The sequence below is a fragment of the Sulfurovum sp. MH2-6 genome (assembly GCF_058374785.1).
In genome coordinates this window covers 913,971-935,465 of sequence record NZ_CM178170.1, presented here as the reverse complement: position 1 = coordinate 935,465, position 21,495 = coordinate 913,971, and the positions used below count along the sequence as shown (strand labels likewise).

The 21,495-nt window shown below is 41.9% G+C and carries 26 protein-coding genes and 1 tRNA gene; 7 read left to right on the top strand and 20 right to left on the bottom strand.

Annotated features, from left to right (window positions below; translation table 11 throughout):
* Nucleotides 1-48 precede the first annotated feature (48 nt).
* Nucleotides 49-1,029: a 5'-nucleotidase gene (locus tag AC4JOV_RS04695; protein WP_229936299.1), complete on the bottom strand. Its 981-nt coding sequence runs from the start codon at nucleotides 1,027-1,029 to the stop codon at nucleotides 49-51.
* Between the two features lie 211 nt (nucleotides 1,030-1,240).
* Nucleotides 1,241-1,423: a hypothetical protein gene (locus AC4JOV_RS04690; protein ID WP_229936300.1), complete on the bottom strand. Its 183-nt coding sequence runs from the start codon at nucleotides 1,421-1,423 to the stop codon at nucleotides 1,241-1,243.
* 100 nt (nucleotides 1,424-1,523) lie between these two features.
* On the opposite strand from AC4JOV_RS04690, the gene AC4JOV_RS04685 reads away from it, so the two are divergent.
* The 4 genes from AC4JOV_RS04685 to AC4JOV_RS04670 all read left to right on the top strand — a co-directional run bounded on the left by AC4JOV_RS04685 (nucleotide 1,524) and on the right by AC4JOV_RS04670 (nucleotide 5,030).
* Nucleotides 1,524-1,961, top strand: coding sequence for an ankyrin repeat domain-containing protein (locus AC4JOV_RS04685; protein WP_229936301.1), 438 nt, complete (start codon nucleotides 1,524-1,526; stop codon nucleotides 1,959-1,961).
* Nucleotides 1,962-2,018: 57 nt separating this feature from the next.
* The gene (locus AC4JOV_RS04680; protein WP_229936302.1) at nucleotides 2,019-3,020 is read left to right on the top strand and encodes an AAA family ATPase; all 1,002 of its coding nucleotides are present in this window, start codon (nucleotides 2,019-2,021) and stop codon (nucleotides 3,018-3,020) included.
* Complete coding sequence (locus AC4JOV_RS04675) at nucleotides 3,020-4,174, top strand: vWA domain-containing protein (RefSeq protein WP_229936303.1); 1,155 nt, start codon at nucleotides 3,020-3,022, stop codon at nucleotides 4,172-4,174. Before AC4JOV_RS04680 ends, AC4JOV_RS04675 begins: the two co-directional genes overlap by 1 nt.
* Nucleotides 4,175-4,277: 103 nt before the next feature.
* A complete protein-coding gene (locus AC4JOV_RS04670; protein ID WP_229936304.1) occupies nucleotides 4,278-5,030 on the top strand; it encodes a TIGR01458 family HAD-type hydrolase in 753 nt (250 codons plus the stop codon).
* Between the two features lie 176 nt (nucleotides 5,031-5,206).
* Here the strand turns inward: AC4JOV_RS04670 and AC4JOV_RS04665 are convergent, their stop codons facing one another.
* Nucleotides 5,207-5,362: a hypothetical protein gene (locus tag AC4JOV_RS04665; RefSeq protein ID WP_229936305.1), complete on the bottom strand. Its 156-nt coding sequence runs from the start codon at nucleotides 5,360-5,362 to the stop codon at nucleotides 5,207-5,209.
* A gap of 472 nt (nucleotides 5,363-5,834) precedes the next feature.
* Here AC4JOV_RS04665 and AC4JOV_RS04660 point away from each other — a divergent pair, with 472 nt between their 5' ends.
* Entirely contained in the window at nucleotides 5,835-6,491 is a 657-nt protein-coding gene (locus tag AC4JOV_RS04660; RefSeq protein ID WP_229936306.1) for a GNAT family N-acetyltransferase, read from the top strand.
* Between the two features lie 251 nt (nucleotides 6,492-6,742).
* Here the strand turns inward: AC4JOV_RS04660 and AC4JOV_RS04655 are convergent, their stop codons facing one another.
* The 11 genes from AC4JOV_RS04655 to nifH all read right to left on the bottom strand — a co-directional run bounded on the left by AC4JOV_RS04655 (nucleotide 6,743) and on the right by nifH (nucleotide 14,931).
* Complete coding sequence (locus AC4JOV_RS04655; protein ID WP_229936307.1) at nucleotides 6,743-6,898, bottom strand: hypothetical protein; 156 nt, start codon at nucleotides 6,896-6,898, stop codon at nucleotides 6,743-6,745.
* Between the two features lie 327 nt (nucleotides 6,899-7,225).
* On the bottom strand, nucleotides 7,226-7,456 hold the full coding sequence (locus AC4JOV_RS04650; RefSeq protein WP_229936308.1) for a hypothetical protein: 231 nt from the start codon (nucleotides 7,454-7,456) through the stop codon (nucleotides 7,226-7,228).
* A complete protein-coding gene (locus tag AC4JOV_RS04645; protein ID WP_229936309.1) occupies nucleotides 7,456-7,641 on the bottom strand; it encodes a hypothetical protein in 186 nt (61 codons plus the stop codon). Before AC4JOV_RS04645 ends, AC4JOV_RS04650 begins: the two co-directional genes overlap by 1 nt.
* Before the next feature lie 85 nt (nucleotides 7,642-7,726).
* Nucleotides 7,727-8,827, bottom strand: a complete 1,101-nt coding sequence (ald, locus tag AC4JOV_RS04640) for an alanine dehydrogenase (RefSeq protein WP_229936310.1) — start codon at nucleotides 8,825-8,827, stop codon at nucleotides 7,727-7,729.
* A gap of 103 nt (nucleotides 8,828-8,930) precedes the next feature.
* Entirely contained in the window at nucleotides 8,931-9,143 is a 213-nt protein-coding gene (locus AC4JOV_RS04635; RefSeq protein ID WP_229936311.1) for a hypothetical protein, read from the bottom strand.
* A 299-nt stretch (nucleotides 9,144-9,442) separates the two neighbouring features.
* Nucleotides 9,443-9,628 carry a hypothetical protein gene (locus AC4JOV_RS04630; RefSeq protein WP_229936312.1) on the bottom strand — a complete coding sequence of 62 codons (186 nt, stop codon included), beginning with the start codon at nucleotides 9,626-9,628 and terminating at the stop codon, nucleotides 9,443-9,445.
* Nucleotides 9,629-9,666: 38 nt separating this feature from the next.
* Entirely contained in the window at nucleotides 9,667-10,272 is a 606-nt protein-coding gene (locus AC4JOV_RS04625) for a PAS domain-containing protein (protein WP_229936313.1), read from the bottom strand.
* Nucleotides 10,273-10,499: 227 nt separating this feature from the next.
* Nucleotides 10,500-12,038, bottom strand: a complete 1,539-nt coding sequence (gene nifK, locus AC4JOV_RS04620; protein WP_229936314.1) for a nitrogenase molybdenum-iron protein subunit beta — start codon at nucleotides 12,036-12,038, stop codon at nucleotides 10,500-10,502.
* Nucleotides 12,038-13,510, bottom strand: coding sequence for a nitrogenase molybdenum-iron protein alpha chain (nifD, locus tag AC4JOV_RS04615; protein WP_229936315.1), 1,473 nt, complete (start codon nucleotides 13,508-13,510; stop codon nucleotides 12,038-12,040). Before nifD ends, nifK begins: the two co-directional genes overlap by 1 nt.
* A 26-nt stretch (nucleotides 13,511-13,536) precedes the next feature.
* Nucleotides 13,537-13,911, bottom strand: coding sequence for a hypothetical protein (locus AC4JOV_RS04610; protein ID WP_229936316.1), 375 nt, complete (start codon nucleotides 13,909-13,911; stop codon nucleotides 13,537-13,539).
* Between the two features lie 114 nt (nucleotides 13,912-14,025).
* Nucleotides 14,026-14,931 carry a nitrogenase iron protein gene (gene nifH / locus AC4JOV_RS04605; protein ID WP_229936317.1) on the bottom strand — a complete coding sequence of 302 codons (906 nt, stop codon included), beginning with the start codon at nucleotides 14,929-14,931 and terminating at the stop codon, nucleotides 14,026-14,028.
* A 751-nt stretch (nucleotides 14,932-15,682) separates the two neighbouring features.
* Between nifH and AC4JOV_RS04600 the strand changes: the two genes are divergently transcribed.
* Nucleotides 15,683-15,901: a cold-shock protein gene (locus AC4JOV_RS04600; protein WP_229936318.1), complete on the top strand. Its 219-nt coding sequence runs from the start codon at nucleotides 15,683-15,685 to the stop codon at nucleotides 15,899-15,901.
* Between the two features lie 95 nt (nucleotides 15,902-15,996).
* On the top strand, nucleotides 15,997-16,209 hold the full coding sequence (locus AC4JOV_RS04595; RefSeq protein WP_229936319.1) for a hypothetical protein: 213 nt from the start codon (nucleotides 15,997-15,999) through the stop codon (nucleotides 16,207-16,209).
* A gap of 261 nt (nucleotides 16,210-16,470) precedes the next feature.
* On the opposite strand, the gene AC4JOV_RS04590 is transcribed toward AC4JOV_RS04595, so the two are convergent.
* From AC4JOV_RS04590 to AC4JOV_RS04565, 6 genes are all read right to left on the bottom strand, one after another.
* On the bottom strand, nucleotides 16,471-16,611 hold the full coding sequence (locus tag AC4JOV_RS04590; RefSeq protein ID WP_229936320.1) for a hypothetical protein: 141 nt from the start codon (nucleotides 16,609-16,611) through the stop codon (nucleotides 16,471-16,473).
* Nucleotides 16,612-16,634: 23 nt separating this feature from the next.
* A tRNA-Met gene (locus tag AC4JOV_RS04585) sits at nucleotides 16,635-16,711 on the bottom strand.
* A gap of 224 nt (nucleotides 16,712-16,935) precedes the next feature.
* The gene (locus AC4JOV_RS04580) at nucleotides 16,936-17,214 is read right to left on the bottom strand and encodes a SemiSWEET family sugar transporter (RefSeq protein WP_229936321.1); all 279 of its coding nucleotides are present in this window, start codon (nucleotides 17,212-17,214) and stop codon (nucleotides 16,936-16,938) included.
* Nucleotides 17,215-17,944: 730 nt separating this feature from the next.
* A complete protein-coding gene (locus AC4JOV_RS04575; protein WP_229936322.1) occupies nucleotides 17,945-19,555 on the bottom strand; it encodes a cation:proton antiporter domain-containing protein in 1,611 nt (536 codons plus the stop codon).
* Nucleotides 19,556-19,627: 72 nt separating this feature from the next.
* The gene (locus AC4JOV_RS04570) at nucleotides 19,628-21,130 is read right to left on the bottom strand and encodes a GNAT family N-acetyltransferase (RefSeq protein ID WP_229936323.1); all 1,503 of its coding nucleotides are present in this window, start codon (nucleotides 21,128-21,130) and stop codon (nucleotides 19,628-19,630) included.
* Nucleotide 21,131: 1 nt separating this feature from the next.
* Complete coding sequence (locus AC4JOV_RS04565) at nucleotides 21,132-21,398, bottom strand: hypothetical protein (protein ID WP_229936324.1); 267 nt, start codon at nucleotides 21,396-21,398, stop codon at nucleotides 21,132-21,134.
* Nucleotides 21,399-21,495: the final 97 nt, after the last annotated feature.

Genomic DNA, 21,495 nt, shown 5'->3' with positions numbered 1-21,495 from the left:
ATGCCGTAACTAAACTATTATGAATTCAGGGTTCAGTTCAAAAAATTGTTAGTGTTTTTTGTTTTTCTTTTTCTTAATTATTTTAGTAAGTAGTGAACCACTTGGATATAGGACTTTAGCAGATGGTACATCTCCTGCTGCAGGATCTAGATGAGAGTCTTGGTCATCGAAAAATATGTGAGGTTTAAATGCTTTTAAAAAACGGCTTTTTTGCAAACCTCCTAGAAAAAATGCTTCATCAACATATACATTCCAACTTCTAAGTGTTTTAATAACTCTCATTTCGGCAGGACTATTCCGTGCTGTCATGATAGCGATTTTAATAGGAGAAAATTCTATTCTTCCAGGTAATCGTTCTTGAACTTTTGCCAATTTCATTAAAAGCTTGGCATGTGGTCCTTCCCCCAGAGGTATATCTTGTGACTTATCCTCATTCTTATGGAAAGTACGTAGCCCTTTAGTCTGATTTACTATTTCACTATCTTCACTAAAAATTACTGCATCAGCATCAAATGCAAAACGAACTTGATCCTCTGCTAGATGCTTGTTTGTTTTTGGTGGAGCTTTTACAATTGCAGAGGCACACACATTACTATCAATAACCCTTTGTGCATCCTTTTCACTTGTTGTTAAAAACAAATCTACATAAAAGGCATCCAGGTAATCTACATTTGATTCCCCTGCAGTAAAAGCCGATCTGGATATCTTCAATTTTCTTCTTCGTATTTCATTCAGAACTCTATACCCTGTTTCTGGACTATTTCTTGACATAACCACAACCTCTACTATAGGAGGTTCACCTTCTTTTTGATATTTATTCAAATTTAATAATGCTTTGACAAGAGGCATACCAGTACCATCATCAAGTGGATCATTTTCATGCTTGAGCATATAATTTCTATACTTTTCAATAGCTGTATCGGGATCTTTTTTTATTTTTTTACGAAAATTACTATCTGCTTTTGAAAGATCAAATAATGCAGTTGCAGATATCCCAATTACAAGAGATTCTGATAGATCGATAGGCATTTGATTCCTTTAATTCGATATTCTAATATTAATAGTATAGCAAGAATGTCTTATTTACAAAACCTTATAAAATATATAACTTTATAAGGTTTTCCCTCGTCACGTTTCTATGAGGCGTAATGCTCCCTTCGGTCAGGGAGCATTCCCGATCAGGAGATCGGGAACGAGAGAGGTTTTTATCCATTTTTATCGGAACTCACACTCTATGCTATTACTCTAAAAACTCTGTATCATTCAACACGGTTACATTTTCAAACGAATCATTTTCATCTTTTGGAACGGTAGAAAACCCTTCAATGGTATGACATTCTGGGCATTTCCCCTCACTCAATAGTGCAAGCTGCTCTATCGTGATCTTGTGATCACAGTGTTGACAATAAAAATAGGTCTCCATAATGACTCCTTTTATTTACTTAAATACTCAATGCAACTTTCATTCTCCATAAAGAATACAAATTGCAGTATCAAAACTAAAATAGGATAAGGGTCTTTTTATGGAACAATCAACATTAACCTGGTTAGAGAACAATGACTACACTGTCGAAGAGATAGACAAACAGGGAAGCTACGGCAATACCGCATTGATGAAAGCTGCACGCGAAGGCAATGCCGAAATCGTCAGTGATCTTCTGGAAGCAGGTGCCGATATCCATCTCAAAAATGTCGATGGCAATACCGCACTTTGGCTAGGATGTTTCGGAGAGAATGCCGACATCATCAAAGTGCTTTTGGATAAGGGGATCGAAGTAGATACCCTCAATGTCAACGGTGTCACCCCTTTGATGTATGCTGCATCCAGCGGGAAAGAAGCTATGGTCTCGCTCCTGGTAAATGCCGGTGCGGATGTCGGTATCAAAAATCCCGATGACTTTACGGCACTTGACCTTGCCGTGACCCCCAAGATACTCCGCATACTCAAAAATGCACGCTGAGTCTAACTCGCACCATAATTGCATATCGAGTCATAACGCAAATGAGAAAGGAGTACCATGAATCCCCATGATGCCAAAAGATCGTTAACCCATCTCTGTGAGAGAAAAGTCCCTGTATTTCTGTGGGGGCCTCCCGGTATCGGGAAGTCCTCTATCGTCTCACAGATTGCCAAAGAACAGGGAGTCGGATATATCGACCTTCGTCTCTCACTGCTTGACCCGACAGATCTTCGCGGTATTCCGTTTTTTGATACCAAACAAGACACCGCAGTATGGGCACCTCCCTCATTTTTACCTGACGGGAGTGAAGAGAAAGGGATTCTCTTCCTGGATGAACTCAATACCGCTGCCCCGATGGTACAAGCCTCTGCCTACCAGTTGATACTTGACAGGAAGATCGGTGAGTACCACCTGCCGGAAGGCTGGTCGATCGTGGCTGCCGGGAACCGTGAGAGTGACCGTGGGGTGGTGTTTCGTATGGCATCACCGCTGGCCAACCGTTTTGTCCACCTGGAGATGGAAGCGGATGTGGAAGAGTGGCGCAAGTGGGCTATCGATGCCGGGATTGATGTCACGATCATCTCTTTTATCTCACACCGTCCGGATGCCCTCTTTGCATTCAATACACAAGATGAGAGCCGCTCCTTTGCCACACCGCGTACCTGGGAGTATGTCAATGAAGTGCTCTCTTCCGATCCCGATGAAGATCTCATCATGCCGCTGGTCTCAGGTGCGATCGGGGAAGAGTTGGCTGCTTCATTCCTTGGATTCAGGACAGTTGCGGGGAAACTGCCGGATATCGATGCGATCCTGGCCGGAGAGTCTACAGAAGTACCTGAAGAAGCGTCTGCGCTCCATGTACTCTGTACCGCACTTTCGATGCGCATAGATGACTATACCAGTACGAAAAAACTCGATAACCTCCTCAGATACTCTTTGAATCTTCCCGGAGAGTTCGCAGTGATGATCGTGCAGGACCTCAGAGAGCGGAAGATCGACCTGGACCATGTGGATAGCTGGATGCTCTGGATGCGTAAATTCAATACACTGTTACACTGATGAGCACAGAAAAACTACTACTCAAAGCCAAAAGCCGGCTGACACTGAAGCATCCCTACTTCGGTATGCTTGCTTCCAGACTCAAACATGAAAGCAGTGAGATGATCAGGGGATATGCCAGTAATGGGGTACGTTTCTTATATAACCCGGAGTTTCTCTCCAAGCGCACTGTCGAAGAAGTGATGTTCATACTGACAAACTGTGTGATGCACCATATACTTGCACACCAGCAGCGCCGTCTAAATCGCAGGGGCTCCTTATGGCAGCTTGCTACTGACTATGCGATCAACAACATGCTCCACAACAATGGTCTGCATATACCTCCGGGTGCCAACTTCAATGAAGCGTATGAAGGGATGTATGCCGAAGAGATCTATGATCTGATCAAAGAAGAGTACTTTGGAGATATAGATGATGCCTATGATGAAAGCAGCAGACCAAATGAAAACCTTCTACCAGGTACAACAGAGGATCAAGCGTCTGAAGAGGACCACTCCTTCTCAAACCTGGAAAATATAGAGGATGATCTGGATGCCCAGACAGAATCTGAGTGGCAATATGCCGCATCTATCTCACAAGAGCTGGCACAGCGTAAAAGTGCGATGCCCTCGGGCCTTGACCGCCTGGCAAAAAAAGTTAAAGCCAACAACATAGACTGGCGTTTTGAACTCTACAATGCGATCAACCGCCATATGCGCAACAACTATGCCTTCATGCCGCCAAATAAAAAACATATCCACAGAGGATTTATCCTCCCCTCACTCACCAGTGATACCCTAAGCCTCTGTGTCGCCATCGATACATCCGGGTCTATCAATGATGAACTGCTAGGTGTTTTCATGGAGGAGTTTAAAACCATCATGCAAAACTTCCCGGCGGTACAGATAGAGCTGATCATCGCCGATGCAAAAGTACATGGACACTATACCTTCCAGGGAGGCGAAAAACTGAACTTTCCGATCAAAGGTGGAGGCGGAACGGATTACCGTCCCGTATTTGACTATATCGATTCACAGCTGCCTATGACGACGATGCTGCTCTACTTTACCGATGGAGACGGGTGGTATCCTAAAATTCCTCCAGCCTATGAGGTACTGTGGGCGCTCTCCAGACCGCATAAAACACCATTTGGACGACCGTTAATGATCTTATAAATTCCACACTCACTTTTAGCTGCCTAAAAATCAATCTTCTCTTTGCACACAGCTTCCATTTAGCTGTGTTATACTGTATCTATCTTGATCCAAGGGACAAACGATGGATAGTTCTTCAATCAAAGGTATTTTATGTGATATCGGTGGGGTACTTTATGTCGGCGATACGCCTTACCCGGGTGCTGCTGAAGCGATAAATAGACTTAAAGCCTCCCTCCCCATACGTTTTTTGACCAATACTACACAAAAAACAGGTGCAGAGGTTGTAGCCAAACTTCAAAAAATGGGCTTTGACATTAATGCTTCCGAAGTCATCACTGCACTGGATGTCACCAAATCCTATCTGCAGCAGCATCATAGCAGGACAATACTACTCCTTACAGATGCCGCAACGGAATTTTTCGAAGATCTACCTGAAGCTCCTTATCATTATGTAGTAGTAGGAGATGCACAGGAAAACTTCACCTACCGACGGCTCAATGAAGCATTTCGTATACTAATGGATGAAGGTGAACTTCTTGCTGCAGCCAATAACCGTTACTTTAAAGACTATGACGGTGAACTCAGCATGGATGCAGGTGCTTTTGTCTCTGCACTCGAATACTCTTCCGGTAAAAAAGCGCATATCATTGGCAAACCAAGCAGTGATTTTTACCGTCTTGCATGTGCATCTATTGGTGTGGATCCGAGTCAGACAGTCATGATCGGTGATGATATCCAAAGTGATATTTTAGGTGCACAGGAAGCAGGCCTTCAAGCCATATTGGTACGTACCGGAAAGTTTTCACCTGCTGATCTTGATGGCTCGATTGTCCCTGATGCAGTATTCGACTCGCTAGCAGATATCATTTTGTAGTTATTTGTCACAATATCATCTTTTCAAAAAGTGTTCAAACCCTCTTTGAGAAGATGATTTTTGATAAAACTCTAAAGCCTCTTTAGACTATTCTCTGTTAATGATGCATAGCGTACTTTAGAGTCTCTCCTTATTCATCTTTTTGATCCCCGGTTCAGCTTCTGTCAAAACCACGACTACTCCCAATCCGTTTCACTGGTATAGTCCGCCAGATCAAAGATAAAGTCCAATTCATCTTTATACCCTAACCCGTCACCTTCATACTCATCCAAATGGTGGATATAGTGGTTAAATCCAAAGTCTTCTACCTCGATAATGTCACAGTCATACATGTTGTCTCCTTTTATATTTAGTATGCTTACACTGATACTATTACAACTACTGTTCCTAAAAAAATGACTCAAGATATGCAATTTTGATACTAAAAAAAACAAAGAATGACAAAAATGTCGTATTTATCATCTTTGTATCCTAATAGAAGATGATTTTGTATGTTTTCCCTCATCTCCAAGCTCAAGAGATGCTGAAAGAACTCATGGAAATAGAAGTGGATGTCGGGATAAGGGTATCCCGACCTACAGATGCCGTAGAGGTGATCAAATGCCTCTTTTTTATATTCTCAACAGTGATGAAATAATAGAAACACTAACAAATCGATTTCCATCCCCTTCTACCGTTTGCCTAAAAATGGATCACAATATTTATTTATCCCCTACCATGAATTGTTATACTGTAGTTATCACTCTATTTATGCATCTGGTACTTGACACCTCCCTTTTTCATTGATAGCAAAAAGGAAAAACGATGCAGACACTTCACCTTGAACATCTTAACAGAAATGCATATATCGACTCTATCTCACAGATCAATGACAAAAAAAGTCTTGGGTTTGCAAACATGGCACTAAAGTGGTGGGATCGGCACTTCAGCTGGAACGCACACGGATGTATTGTACTCACAAATGAAAAAGAAGAACATCTTAGTTATATCTTCTACAAAATAGACCGTTACCATGAATATATCACTATTCATAACATCTTCACTCCGCTGAAATTCAGAAGACATGGTTATGCCAGTAAACTCTTCAAGCTTGTTTTCAAGATAGCCGAAAAGAACCATGTCAGTCGTTTTCGTATCACATGTGTACCACAGTCATTGAGCTTTTATCTCACATTTGGTTTCGTCTATTGGGGCATTAACACCCAGGGAGACTACTACTGTGATCTACCGCTGCCGGAAGGTGGGATCGATAAAATAGACAAAATGATAAAAGATTCTGAGCCCGAAGAATTGGCCGGGAAATACTTTAACAGTATTATCTCAAAGGTCAAAGGCAATGTAGAAGAACTTGATGATCTGCAGAAAGCACAATATAAAGAGGATAAGAAGAAACTTGCAGAGAGTTATCTATACGATGAACTCATGTTGATTGAAGAAGAAAAACTGGACGATAAAGCGTAAAGTCGCATATGGAACCGATGTGTCACATGCCCCGTATGGATTCCCAAATACAATTTAAAAACCAGTCAGATATGAAAAATCATCTTTTCAAAAAGTGTTTCCACCCTCTTTGAGAAAATGAGTTTCGTAACACTATAAAGCCTCTTTAGCACATTTTACGATATATCATTACGTATTTAGCAATAAAGCGCTTTATAGTCTCTCTTTTGTACTTGTTTTAATCCCAAATCTACTCCCTGTCAAACTCTTTATTATTCCCATTCCGTTTCATTCGTATAGTCCGTTAGATCATAAACAAAATCCAATTCATTTTTGTACCCGAACCCGTCACCTTCCAACTCATCCAAATGGTGGATATAGTGGTTAAACTCAAAATCTTCTACCTCGATAATGTCACAGTCATACATGTTGTCTCCTTTTATATTTAGTATGCTTACACTTATCCTATTACACTTTTCATTCCCGAAAAATCGGCAGAAATATGCAATTTTCATACTAAAAAAAACAAAAGACGACAAAAATGTCGTATTTGTTATATTCGTACCCTAATTGGAGGTGATTTTGTATATTTCCCCTCGTCTCCAAGCTCAAGAGTGTAGTGAAATAAGAGGGATTTTTCGCGTAGGGTGCGTAACCACGCACCAAAATATTGGGTTTTTAACTGGTTGCAGGGTCGTATCGTTCTTAGATGATGGGGGAATAAAAAAATTGAAAAGCAATAGAGGGAAAATGGACTAGATCTCACACGCTTCGACAAAACAGCCGTTCTCCACTGAGATAACAAAGTTGTCATCCACCTCTACACTATCAAAACCGTGTCTGCCGCAAAAAGTGTTGTTGAGTGACTCTGCCCACTCATAAGCGTGTTCTTCCGCCTCTTCTTTGCTATCGAAGCTTCTGATCTGCTCCAGGTTGCGTTTTTTGGCACATGCACACAGTTTTTCTATCACTACATGGTACTTCATTATGACAACCTGCTGTTAGATACTATCAGATAGAACTGCTCTTTGACTCTATCGCACTGCTTGACCACCTGATCATGACGTTCCCTGTAGAGATCAAAGTTCTGATCCATAAACTCATACATCCTGTCTATATCGCTATAGATCTCTTCCAGGAGATTCTCTTTGATACGTTCTTGTATACCCATGATGATTCCTTTCAAAAGATATCTGCAAAAAGTATTCTATGATCCCAAACGCCTTACCAGAAAAGTCAAACGCTCCTATGGACTCTCAGCTTAATATTGAAACCTCAATACCGTGGGCTGCACCGACAGCAGCATTATAGAGTTTTCCCTCATAGGTATTGAGCGCACTTTTAAAGACCGGATAGTGTTCCCATACCTCTTTTGACCCCTCTTTTGCAAGCAGTTTGACATAAGGCAATGTCGCATTGGAGAGTGCAAACGTGGAGGTACGGGGATACGCACCCGGCATATTGGCAACACAATAGTGTACAATCCCCTCTTCTATAAATGTCGGCTCACTGTGCGTAGTAGGCCTTGAACTCTCAAAACACCCGCCCTGGTCGATCGATACATCTACCAACACACTGCCCGGTTTCATGATACCCAGCATTTCTCGTGTGATCAGTTTAGGCGCTTTGGCTCCCGGTATCAGTACCGTACCTACCACTATGTCACACTGCGGCAGTATCTGGGAGATCGTCTCCAGCGTACTGTACATGGTCGTGACATGAGGCGGCAGTACATCTTTGAGATAATGTAAACGCTCTATATTGATATCCAATATCGTCACTTCAGCCCCAAGTCCGGCAGCGACTTCAGCTGCCGCTTTACCTGCAACACCGCCGCCGAGTATCATGACTCTGGCACGTTCAGTTCCTACGGCACCGCCTGCAAGCAGGCCAAGGCCGCCGTGATAACGTCCAAGATGTACACTCCCCATCAATGACGCGATTTTGCCTGCCACTTCGCTCATCGGCTCCAGTAAGGGGAGACGCTCCTCCACCGATAGTGTTTCATAGGAAAAGGCAGCGACCTCTTTCTGCATCAACACCTCTGTCAATACCTTATCTGCTGCAAGGTGCAGATAGGTAAAGAGTGTCTGACCGTTACGCAGCAGATCATACTCGGGAGCGATCGGCTCCTTGACCTTGACGATCATCTCCGCCTTAGCAAATACCTCTGCAGCATCCGGAGTGATCACCGCTCCGGCATCCCTATAGTCCGCATCATGAAAACCGCTCCCCTCACCTGTACCGCTCTCTACGATAAGACGGTTTCCCGCCTGCACCAGTTCACGTACACCCGCAGGGGTGATAGCTACGCGAAACTCATCTGTTTTGATCTCTTTGGGTACGCCTATGATCATCTTTCCCTCCTCTCAGGAAATGACATTTACATTCCGTAGAAAATAATTGAACCTCACTTACCATTCTCTTTCATTATACAAAACATTCCTATCAAACACCCCATCAGTAGCTTCCTTCACCCACAGAGATCACATAGTTCTCATCGACCTCCACCACATCAAACTCATGCATACCGCAGAATGTTTCATTCAGCTCCTGCGCCCATGCTCTGGCTACCATCCTTGCATTCTCTTTATCATCAAATGTTTTGATCTGCGGCATCTGCTTTCTTTGTGCACATCTGCACATCTTCTCTACAACAATATGGTGTTCCATTATTCACTCCTTTTTAGATGAAATTCCCAAGCAACACGTTTCTACCGCTACACGATGTAGAAACCATCACTTTTCTTACAGTGATCAATTTGCATATTCTATTCTAGTAAGAGTATTTTTGTCCGATATTTTCATTTTTACTATCAAACCGTAGAATAAAAAGATAATAAGGAGATCCAAACCGACTGCGCATGATCTGCTGGAGAAGATGGAAAGTGAAAAGGGTTCTTCTAGAGTCATCTCACTCTAAATACTGCTGAAATGCTGAAGACGGCAACAGGTTGTCTCAAAGGAAAGGGTCAGGAGAGGCTGCTCTCCTTTGCGATCAGATAAAACTGGTCTTTAAGCTTGTTGAGCTGTTTGATCACTACTTTCTCATGTTCACCGCTTAGAATAAAATGCTGATCCATAAAATCATACATCTTATCTATATCCGTATAGATCTCTTTGAGGAGATTCTCTTTTATCTGATCCTGTATGCCCATGATAAAACCTTTCCAGTGCGATTAGTCAAATTGCGTATTTACGCAAACATCTGCTTCATTTTTTCAAACAATGCACCGGTAATACCTTTTGGTTTTGCCAGGTTCTCAATGTATTGATTGTAGCTCATATCTTTTTCTTCCAGAAATCCTTCCAGGTATTTGAGCGATGCATCCATCCCATGCTCGTTTTCAATCTCCAGCATTTTTTGATAGAGCGGTTCAATCTCTTTGAGGACACTCTTCGGTGCTGCCTGTCTATAGGCAATATAGTTACGTATCTTCCCCTCTCTGTCCCGCTGGATATCAAAGTCCGTTGTTACCCAGTAGTGGTCACCGTTTCTCGCAAGATTTTTGACAACAGCCATGATATTTTTACCTTTTTTTATACTCTCCCACATAAGATAAAAAATCGCTTTTGGCATATCCGGATGTCTGAGGATACTATGGGGAGAACCTATCAGTTCATTCTCCTTATATCCGGAAACTTCTACAAACTTCTTGTTCCCGTAAGTGATTACACCTCTTTGGTCTGTTTTACTTACAAGCATCTCTTTAGGATTGAGCTTGATTTCCTTATTTGTCGGATATGGTTTAAGCATCGACTTTATTTCCATTTTGGTTGGATGGGATTTGAGCATTGACATTGTCTCTCCTTGAGTTAAAAAAATTATCGAATATGGTATCCAGAGGATAGGCTCTTTATATAAAATAAATATGATTAAAATTTAGATATTACTAATGACAAGAATGCATATATTTTATACTTTAATGTTTAAAACATATGTATACTTATACTACATAATAAAACAGATAATGTTTATATCTCCCCCCCACCCGCTGAATAGGTGAGGGAAAAAGGAAGATTACATGTTTATCTCACTAGGTCGAAGAAGTAGTCGGTACTTGCGATACCTTTCGTCTCTTCATCCAGTTGGTCAAGCACTTTGTTTGTGATCCAAGTCAACAGGTTCAGTGCTCCGTCATATCCACTGATAGAGTATCTGTGGAGGTGGTGTCTGTCAAAGATAGGGAACCCGATATAGATAAGCGGTGTACCAGTATCTCTCATCAACTCTTTACCATAAGAGTTACCGATCATAAAGTCAACCGGCTCTGTAAAGAGAAGAGATCTCATATGCCACAAGTCTTTACCAGCCCATACATGGCAGTCTGCTGCAGCCGGAGAAGTATCAAGCAATGCTCTCATCTCATCTTCCCAACCTCTTGGGGCATTGTGACAAAGCACGTGAGTCGGCTCAGCACCCATCTCCAGTAGGAATGAAACTGCTCCGATAAGGAAGTCAGGGTCACCCCAGATAGCGAATTTTTTACCATGCATATATGGATAAGAATCCTGCATAGCATCTACAAGTCTACCACGCTCTACTTTGAGAGACTCAGGGATCTCTTTGCCTGTAAGCTCAGCAAGCTTCATGACAAACTCATCTGTCCCTTTAAGACCGATTGGGTTACATGTAGTATTCTCTTGCTTCCAACGCTTAGAGATCATCTTCATTGTTTTCGGCGTAGTGTACTTTTGCAGTGAGATCGTCGCTTTAGCATTGATCGCATTTGCTGCATCAGCTATCTTCGTACCACCGGCGAACATACTATACTCACCAGCAGGCATATCCCACTGGTCAGAGTGGTCACCCAACATGACATAGTTTGCGCCGAATTCTTCGGCGATATGTTTTACTGATCTAAGTGAACCGATATACGTTTCAAAACCAGGAATGATGTTGATCGTATCAGTTTGCTCACCTTTTGCAGCAAGCTGTTGAAGCGTACCCTGCATCATGTTATCGTAACCAGTGATGTGGCTACCTACGAATGATGGTGTGTGTGCATACGTCACAGGGAAGTCTTCCGGAAGGAACTCTCCACCGTCTTCTTCTTTTGCAGAGGTGATGAAGGCATTCAGGTCATCACCGATAACTTCCGCCATACAGGTCGTTGATACCATGATCATATCCGGTTTATAAAGCGCCGCACAGTTTTTCAAACCGTCTTTCATGTTCACAAGACCACCGAATACCGCTGCATCTTCTGTCATAGAGTCAGATACACATGGTGTCGGCTCTTTGAAGTGTCTTGTAAAGTATGATCTGAAGTATGCCACACATCCGTGTGAACCGTGTACATATGGCATTGTGTTCTCAAAACCAAGTGCTACCATCACGGCACCAAGCGGTTGACATGCTTTCGCAGGATTCACCGTGATCGCCTCTCTGGCAAGGTTCTTCTCACGGTAGTCCCAAGTCTTCGTCCACTCAGCGATCTCTTCAACTTTGGCAGGGTCAACCGCACCCATACCACCTTCAAACTCTTTTTTGTCCGCGAGTACTTTTTTGTACTCCGGTTTCTGAAACAGTTTCTGTCCGTTTACGATATTTTCTACTTCTTGCATTATGCTTCCTCCGCTTTATCCCATGGTGCAGTACTGTGTGCCCATACAGGAGAGTTCATTGCAAGATCCATGTCTTGTGCAAAGATTGCAAATCCGTCATACCCATGGTACGGACCACTATAGTCCCAAGAGTGCATCTGTCTGTACGGCAGACCCATTTTTTGGAACACGTATTTCTCTTTGATACCTGATGCTACGAGATCCGGCTGAAGTTTCTTAACAAATGCTTCAAGCTCATATTCGTTCACGTCATCATAGATCACTGTAGATCTCATGATCTCGTCTTTTGTTCTCTTGTAGTCATCATCGTGCGCAAACTCGTACCCAGTACCGATCACTTCCATACCAAGATCTTCATAGGCACCGATCACGTGTCTCGGTCTAAGACCACCGACAAACAGCATGACCTGCTTACCTTCGAGTCTCGGCTTATATTTGTTGATCACACCGTCAACCATCGGTTGGTACTTCGCGATCACCTCTTCACATTTTTGCTGGATACTCTCATCAAAGAATGAAGCGATCCTTCTGAGTGACTTGATCGTCTGTGTAGGACCGAAGAAGTTATACTCCATCCAAGGTATACCGTACTCTTTCTCCATATGACGGGAGATATAGTTCATTGATCTATAACAGTGAAGCAAGTTAAGTTTCACTTTTGGAGTAGCTGCCATCTCTTTAAGTGTAGCATCTCCTGACCATTGAGCAACAACTCTAAGACCCATCTCTTCAAGAAGGATACGGCTTGACCAGGCATCACCACCGATGTTGTAATCCCCGATGATCGCCACATCGTAATCCGTTTGCTCGATCGCATCACCAAGTGTATCTATTTGACCGTCAAAAACGTAGTCTCTTATCGTATCGTTCGCGATATGGTGACCAAGTGACTGAGAAACCCCTCTAAACCCTTCACAGTTTACCGGTACGATAGTCTTTCCGGTTTTCTTTGCATATACTTTTGAAGTTGCATTGATATCATCACCGATCAGACCGATTGGACACTCAGACTGAACTGTGATACCATTGTTAAGCGGGAAAAGAGAATCGATCTCTTCGAAACACACTGCGAGTTTCTTATCCCCACCAAATACGATATCTTTCTCTTGGAAGTCTGAAGAGAAGTTCATCGTAACAAATGTATCGACACCGGTAGTACCGATATAGTAATTACGACGACCTGCTCTTGAGTACTGACCACAACCGATAGGACCGTGAGAGATATGGATCATATCTTTTACAGGACCCCATACAACCCCTTTGGAACCTGCATATGCACATCCACGTTGACTCATTACGCCCGGTACGGTCTTTTTGTTCGATCTTACGTTACCACAAGTCTTTTGACTCTCATCTTCCGGACCACCCACACCGAGGTGTTTAGCACGGTTTTTCGCAGCTTTGGCAGGATAGGCTTTAAGTACCTCTTCTACCGCAGCTTTCTGTTTTGATTCTAATGTTTCTGGACCCATTGTATTCTCCTCTTTGCTTTTGACTATTACGCCGCTTTAACTCTGAACTGTTCCATAGAGTCGAATTTCTTACAAAGATCCATTGTTTCGTCATCAGAATCAAGTCTTTTAGAAAGCTCAGCCATTTGATATCTGTTTGTATATACGAGATACTTCTCACCATCTTTAGCTATATATGTTTCATCTTTAAGGTAAGCAGCCAGTGCTTTGAACATGAAAGTGTCTTTGTTTGTATAGGTGATCTTCTGAACCTCTTTACCTCTAAGACCCATCTCAAGCTCGATTGCTGTGATATCATCGATACCAACCTCAGCCACCTGTGCGTCAAGTTTTTCTACTACTGCTGTATCTTCAATCGAATTCCCCATATCTGCCGGGAAGTGGAAACCTAAAATAAACATCTTTTCTCCTTTGTCTGTTATTTTCTTTTCATTATTGAAAGTGTTTTTAGGGACTCCTCAAAAGAGGAGTTCTGAACCTCTAAGAGGTCGCATAATGTGATAAGCTTGATAGGATTAAGCTTCAGCTGATTTACCTACTTCATCTTCAAGACACTCTTCTTCAAGACCGAATTCCATAAGAAGGTCTTCAAGATCATCCATCTCAAGCGGTGTAGGGATCACTTTCATATCATTTTTAATGATCTTTCTAGCAAGCTCTTTATACTCGAGTGCCTGGTCAGATGTCGGGCTATACTCAACAACTGTCATTCTTCTAAGCTCAGCGTGTTGTACGATGTTGTTTCTTGGTACAAAGTGAATCATTTGAGTTCCAAGATCTTTTGCCAATGCAGTTGCAAGATCGTACTCTCTATCTGTCATACGAGCGTTACAGATAAGACCTGCAAGTCTAACACCACCAGTGTTCGCATACTTCAAAATACCTTTTGAAATGTTGTTCGCAGCGTACATTGCCATCATCTCACCAGACATAACGATGTAGATCTCTTGCGCTTTACCTTCACGGATCGGCATTGCAAATCCACCACATACAACGTCTCCAAGTACGTCATAAGATACGAAGTTTAGACCTTCTTCTTCATATGCACCCTCTTCCTCCAGGAAGTTAATCGCAGTAATTACCCCACGACCTGCACAACCAACACCTGGCTCCGGTCCACCTGACTCAGTACAGTTGATCCAACCACCTGGAGCTTCAGGAGCAAAGATTCCAGCACCCGGTTTACACGCATCTTCCAGTTCTAGATCCTCAACTGTACCCATTTCAGCAGCAAGCTGAAGAATAGTTGACTGCGCTTTCTCGTGAAGGATAAGTCTTGTTGAGTCTGCCTTAGGGTCACAACCAACGATCATAATGTTTTGATCAAAGAAGTGAGCCATTGATGCAAGTGTGTTTTGAGATGTAGTAGATTTACCAATCCCACCTTTTCCGTAAAAAGCTATTTGACGAAGTTCTGACATAGTTTCTCCTTATGTTGTAATCTTACTTCACCAAACACTAGTGCAGAATCCGTTCCCGGTTTTTTCAAGGCATAAGGACAACAACAATGACCAAACTCCGACAAACGACAAAAAGGACACAATTTTGTAGGAATAGGATATGCAAGATCGGGATTTGTGTAAAAATGTAGGTATTTACCCCTTCTCTCACTCCCCTGCGTCAAATTTGTAGTATCCATACAACATAAAGATAAAAAGCTTACATTATTAGGTATAGGAGAGAAGAGATAAAAAAGATCAAATTTTATACACCCCTCGAATTGGTCCGGTTATTTCAAGAATAAGATGTGAGCGTATAGAGAAAAAAGTATTTGAAGGTCCAGCACTGCCAAACCTGCTGCTATCTATTTGTAATGGATTTGGAAGTGGAGACTTTATCCTAGTGTATCCTGTGGATAGCTCCACCTAAAAGTAAGATATATCCCTCGTCCCCCAAGCTCCAGCTTGGGGATGCAGACCTTGACTGTGAACCAAAAATAACCATATACGCTCCCAAGTCTAAAGCTTGGGAGCGAGAGGAGTCTCTTCTATAGTTTGCTATTATTAACTGATTCAGCTATAATGACTCTATCAAAGATGATTTAGAGTTTCATCTTAGGCAAGATTTTTATTGCTTACTTACAGTTTACAGTATTATCCTCCCAAAAGAACACTCCGTATTATATTTTGAACATTTCAGTAATGATATGTATTAACAACTAAAGGAATTGCAATGGCAACTCAAGTAAATGGAACAGTAAAATGGTTCGACAGTGAAAAAGGTTTCGGTTTTATCGAACAAGAAAATGGTGGCAAGGATGTATTTGTACATTATCGCAATATCAATAACGAAGGTTATGGTCGTGTTTCTCTTAATGAAGGGCAAAAAGTTACTTTTGAGATCGGCGAAGGACAAAAAGGCCCGCAGGCTGAAAACGTTACTGCTCTTTAAGCGTATTAATTCATGGGCAGAGAAATCTGTCCATAGCTTCAACAATTTACGAAAGTGACGATAGGCCTTTTTCGTAAATTGCTTAAAGGAAACGTATGAAAAGTAGAGAAACTGTTTTAGAAGCGTTACATGAAGGTAAAACTCTCATCAGTAGTGTCACAGGGTTGGAATATACTATGATTAAAGGTGTATTGCATACACGCCATCAAGAAAGCAGTAACTGGAAGCAAAGTGAACTTACATTCAATAATCCACCATCTTGGTTAAACCTACAAATTATAGAAAAAAATAAACGCACTGATAAATGAACAAAGTCTCAACTCTACTGATTTAGATTATAATATTCTAATCTCATATTTAAAAATAGTGTTTTGATAGTAAAACTTCATGAGTATATATCATTAAAGATTTTTGTTATTACATTTGAAGTTCCCATAGATAAAGAGAAAATCCATCTACTAACCCTATATAATATAAAACAATGGATTAAATTTTTAATATAAAAATAAAAAGTAATAGATTTTGAAGAAAAAGGCTCGTGGAATAACCTTTCTTAATGTAGCATCATTTTAATTTTCGGCTAAAAATTTTTTAGCATCTTCTATTTTGACTGCCGACTTTGAACATGCAGTTTCAAGTGATTCATGATTATTTAAAAGTCTGATTAGAACTTCCAATCTTCGTTCATATGATATATTTTTGATTGACATATTTTCTCCTTTTTTCATAAATTTGGTTGCGGGAGGCGGATTTGAACCACCGACCTTCGGGTTATGAGCCCGACGAGCTACCAAACTGCTCTATCCCGCGTTCATTACGCTATAACAAAAAATAAATAAATTGATTTAATTCAGATATTAGAAAGATATAGTAAGAAGGAAAGTATACCTATATGAACTTAAAATAAGATAAATTTATTTTTATCATTGTTAAAAACAAATACTTTACTTAATCAAACAAACCTCTAGCCTATCTATGGGTGACTTCATTTCGTTCATAGACTCTCAAGCTGGTGAAGCTTGGGAGCGAGTAAGCTATTCAAAACCTCTCTTCCCTCTCCGATATCTCAGATAGACAACTATGACCGTCGAACTCGCAAAAATCTTAATGGCATTTCCTATGATAAGCGGCAGGCTCTCAATCTGTATGGAGTAGACAAGCCACATGACACCAATAGCAAAAATGATCACATAGGTCCAGATCGAGACATCTTTTGCCTCTTTGAGTCTTATGATCTTTATCGTCTGTAAAATCGGATTGAACTCCAGGATCGTGGAGGTAATAAGCATCATTTCAAACGGTGTAATCGTCATGAACTCTCCTTGCTGCTTGGTATGATTAGACTATATCATACTTTGAACATAGAAGTTGTAAGGTGGGTTGGCAAACCCACCCTACGCAAATATTCACTCTCATTTCATCACTCCAGAGAATATAATAGGAGGCAAATGATTACCTGTATAATATCCTGACATCCACCCTCATATGAAGAAATCAACCATGGTGTCGGGGTGAGGACACCCCGACCTACACTACTACAACCCCTATTCAGTAAACAACTGTCATCCCGAACGACCTTGTACCCCACTTACGCTTTAGCGACAGGGGTATCGGCATTTCACCCCAAGGGCATTTCCTCTCTTCGTTCAGGGCAAGTGCCAGATAAGCGAAGCGATGAGAAGCGTTAAGCAAATGACACCTGCGTGTCGTTTGTAGCTTCGGAACCAAAGGCGATGTGCTTCTGCACCGCCGGAGGATTAGCCACAATGCTTTTTTCTGAAGAAACTTTTGCTTACGCAAACCGCATCTGCTAGTTTTGCACCCCAAGGGTACTTCCTTCGGGCGCAAGTTTTTTCTCTTAGTGAAGCGTAGCGGTGACGAAGTCATCACTCTCTTTGAGAAAAAAATGAAGAGGAAAACACCGCCTCATATCATACTACGAGGAAGTTTGATTAAATATACTCGCCATCTAACGATGGATTTAGAGTTTTATGACAATTAGATTGAGGTGATATGGAAGCAAGTAGTAGGAGATTTAGATTCCTACCGTTCCAAATATTTCATTGAGAGCTCTACAAGACGTGAGGAGAGCTCATGGTTCGAATCGACAAACTCGATATGTTTCATCTCCTCAAGGTGGTGCCGTTCCTCATCGGTATCGACCTTGACAACGATCTTGGCATCATGATAATACTCGAGCACTGCTTGCGAGATCAGGCTTTTTCTGACTTCACCCAGTACCGTGATGATGATACTCGAACTCTCTTCTACTTTCAAGGACTCCATAACAGGACGTTTATTGAGGTGTCCGAAGTATGCCATAAAGCCTATCCTTCTTGCCAGCTGTACATGATGCAGGTTATCTGAGATAATGACAAAATCGATGCACTTTTCACGAAGGTCTTTGGCTACTGCCCTACCCAATGTACCGAAACCGGCAATGATGATATGGTTTTTCTTGTTGATCGGGCTGATCACATCCGATTCATAAAACTCCTTTTGGAAATAAGAAGAGATCTTATAGATGTTGTTAAGGATAAACGGGCTCACGATCATCGTCAAAAAGATCGTAATGAGCAGCAGATTTGCCAGATCTTTTCCGATGAGATCATGGGAAGAGGCCATATCCAACACCACAAAACCAAAACCACTGATCTGAGAGAGTGCCAGGGCAGTCTTGATAGAAGTGTTGGTATCGTTATTCCTCTTCACGATCAGATAAGTCACCGCTGTTTTTGTCAGCATAGCCAGTATGAAAAGGAACACTACCGTACCAAGGTTTGAAAACAGATAGAGCATATCTATCTTCGTACCCACACTGAAGAAGAAGATACTCAAAAGCAGATTTTTATAACTCATGATATCCGATTCGACCTTCATGTGGTACTTCGTATCCGCGATGAGTACACCTGCGATAAATGCACCGAGCGAATAGGTAAACCCTATCTCATGCGTCAGTATCGACATCCCTATCACGATCGCAAATATCGCTCCCAGAAAAATCTCTTCAAGCTGGGTATGTGCAGCAAAGCGCAGTGTCGCTTCTACGACCTTGTCTCCGATAAAGTAGATAAATGCAGCGATAAAGAGCGTCGCCAAAAGCGTCTTAAGCGCTAGCTCCGTCACCGTAACATCAGAATCGCTGGAGAGAAAGGTCAAGAGCAGCAAGATAGGAATGACCGCCAGATCCTGGAAGATCAATACACCCACGACTTTTTTACCGTAAGGGGTCACGATATCCTTGGACTCCTGAAGATAAGGCATAATGATCGCAGTCGATGAGAGGGAAAACGCCAGTGCAACGATAAGTGCTGTCAGAAAGTCCAGTTCAAACAGATAGGAGCCCAGAATATAAAAGAGCAGTGAACTCAGCACCATCTGTAGTGCGCCTGTAACGAGGAGTGTATCTTTCATCTTTTTGATCTTCTCAAAGCTCAGCTCCAGCCCGATGGTGAACATCAAAAATACGATACCGAATTCACCGACCAGATCCAGTGCATCGATCTTTATCGTGTTGAAATCAAAGAGATAACTGATGATCGTACCGGTAAAAATATATCCGACGATATGTGAGACATTGTATTTTCTAAATAGAATGTTCAGCAGAGTGGCTAGAAAGATAGTGGCAAAGATCGCTAAGAGTAAAGTTTCCATGCCGGGATTATAATCAGTTTTTAGAGCGTTTATCTCAATTTATTGTCTATTATTTATACAATTTGAGACCTGTTACGCTTTATAGTGATACATCTTCAGATGTGTCTGATGGAACCCGCGTCTGGTATAGAAACGCAAAGCATTGGCATTGTCTTCATCAGCGGCAAGCTGTATACGCTTGTATCCATACTCCTGTGCGACGGCTCTGATCTTGTTGATGAGACGGCTTCCCACACCCATCTTTCTGTACTCCTCTTTGACCACAAGGTCTTCGATCTGACCGATATAGTCACCCTCAGCACTGGAGATGAGACGCTGCATCGTCACCATACCAACCACTGCGCCTTCATGCCTGGCAACCAAAAGCTCTTTTCCCTTGCTGTGAAAAAGCTTGGTAATCCCTGCCAATTGTTTATCAAAATCTATTTTAAAATCCTGTTCGATAGCAAAAAGGATACTGAGCAGATGTGCCATCTCTTCAAGGTCCTCTGCTTTGGCATTCTCTATCGTGATCCCTCTTTTCATATGTATATCACAGATCTCCGGCTGCAAGATATCGACTACTTTTCTAGCTCCATTACTCAAAGGATTATCATCGATATAAAGCGTGTTCAATTCTGTTAGGTTAGCCATACTGTCCGGAAGATCCACGATCTCATTGCCATCAATATCCAGCTCTTTTAGTTTTATATAATGACCAATCTCATCAGGTATTTTCCTCAGTTCATTGGATGAGTAACATAATGTACTCAGATGCTCATAATTCAACGGAACCCAACTTTTCAGTCCACATCCATCACAGGAAAACTCCTGGAGAAACGGAGCAAAATCATCACTCACTTCAATATGCTTGATAGGGTTAAAGTCCAGTACGATACTTCCAAGCTCTTCAAGCCCCTTCAGCCCTATCCAATACAGTCTGTTAGAGGAGAGGTCAAGCACATCAAGACCAAGGGTAAAGAGCTTATCATCAATATGCTCTATAAGATTGTCCGAGAGTTTCAGTTCTACCAGACTTTTCATCTCTCCTATCGTCTCAGGAATTTGACTGATCATATTCCCGGAGAGGTCTAAACGTTGTGCATCGGGTAAATGAGAGAACAAGTTGGTTACATCTTTAAGATAGTTATTTGAGAGGTTTAAACTTCTTAGTTGATTGTCACGGTTCAACACCCCATCCACCGTTGTGATGGCATTGACACTAAGATCAAGGACACGAAGCTCACTATACGCTTTGAGTTCACTGACATCATCAAGCATATTCCCACTAAGATTGAGCGAACGAATCGGCATAGAGGTAAGCACCTTCGGCAGTTTGCTGAAGTGGTTTCTTCTTAGATCGATATTACTCAGCTTGGTCATAGAGGAGAGAGAGTCGGGAAGAGACTGCAGCTGATTGTTTGAGAGATTCAGCGTAATCAGCTCACTCAATATGCCAAAGCTCTCAGGCAGTTCACTTATAGAAAGTCCACTCAAATCCAATCGTTTAATCTCATGCGGTACAGCGATAGAGTCATCGATAACCTTATGCTCTAAAAGCCATACTTTTAGATCCATCCAACTCTTTTGACTCACTTTAGTCTCCTTCTATCAAACGTCGGGTACGTTCTAATCGATTTTCGATCAGCATCTCGATCTCGTCATAATCATACTTACCAAACTGCTGCATATCATAAAGTCTCATCAAGGCGGTACGACAACAGGTTTTGTTGCATTCGGTAACCAGCTTTTTGGCTTTTTTGAACGGCAGTGAGGTGTTTTGAAAGATATCGATTGCCTCTGCTACGCTCTTCTCTCCGCACTCACAGATCTGCATCCGGAGGATCTCTTCTTTACTGCTCACCATGACGCCTTTAAGCAAGTGAAGAGTGAAAGTTTGTTTTTCTTGGAAAAACAAATGATCAAGTTATTGCAAAATATATCCATCAATATTCCCCTTT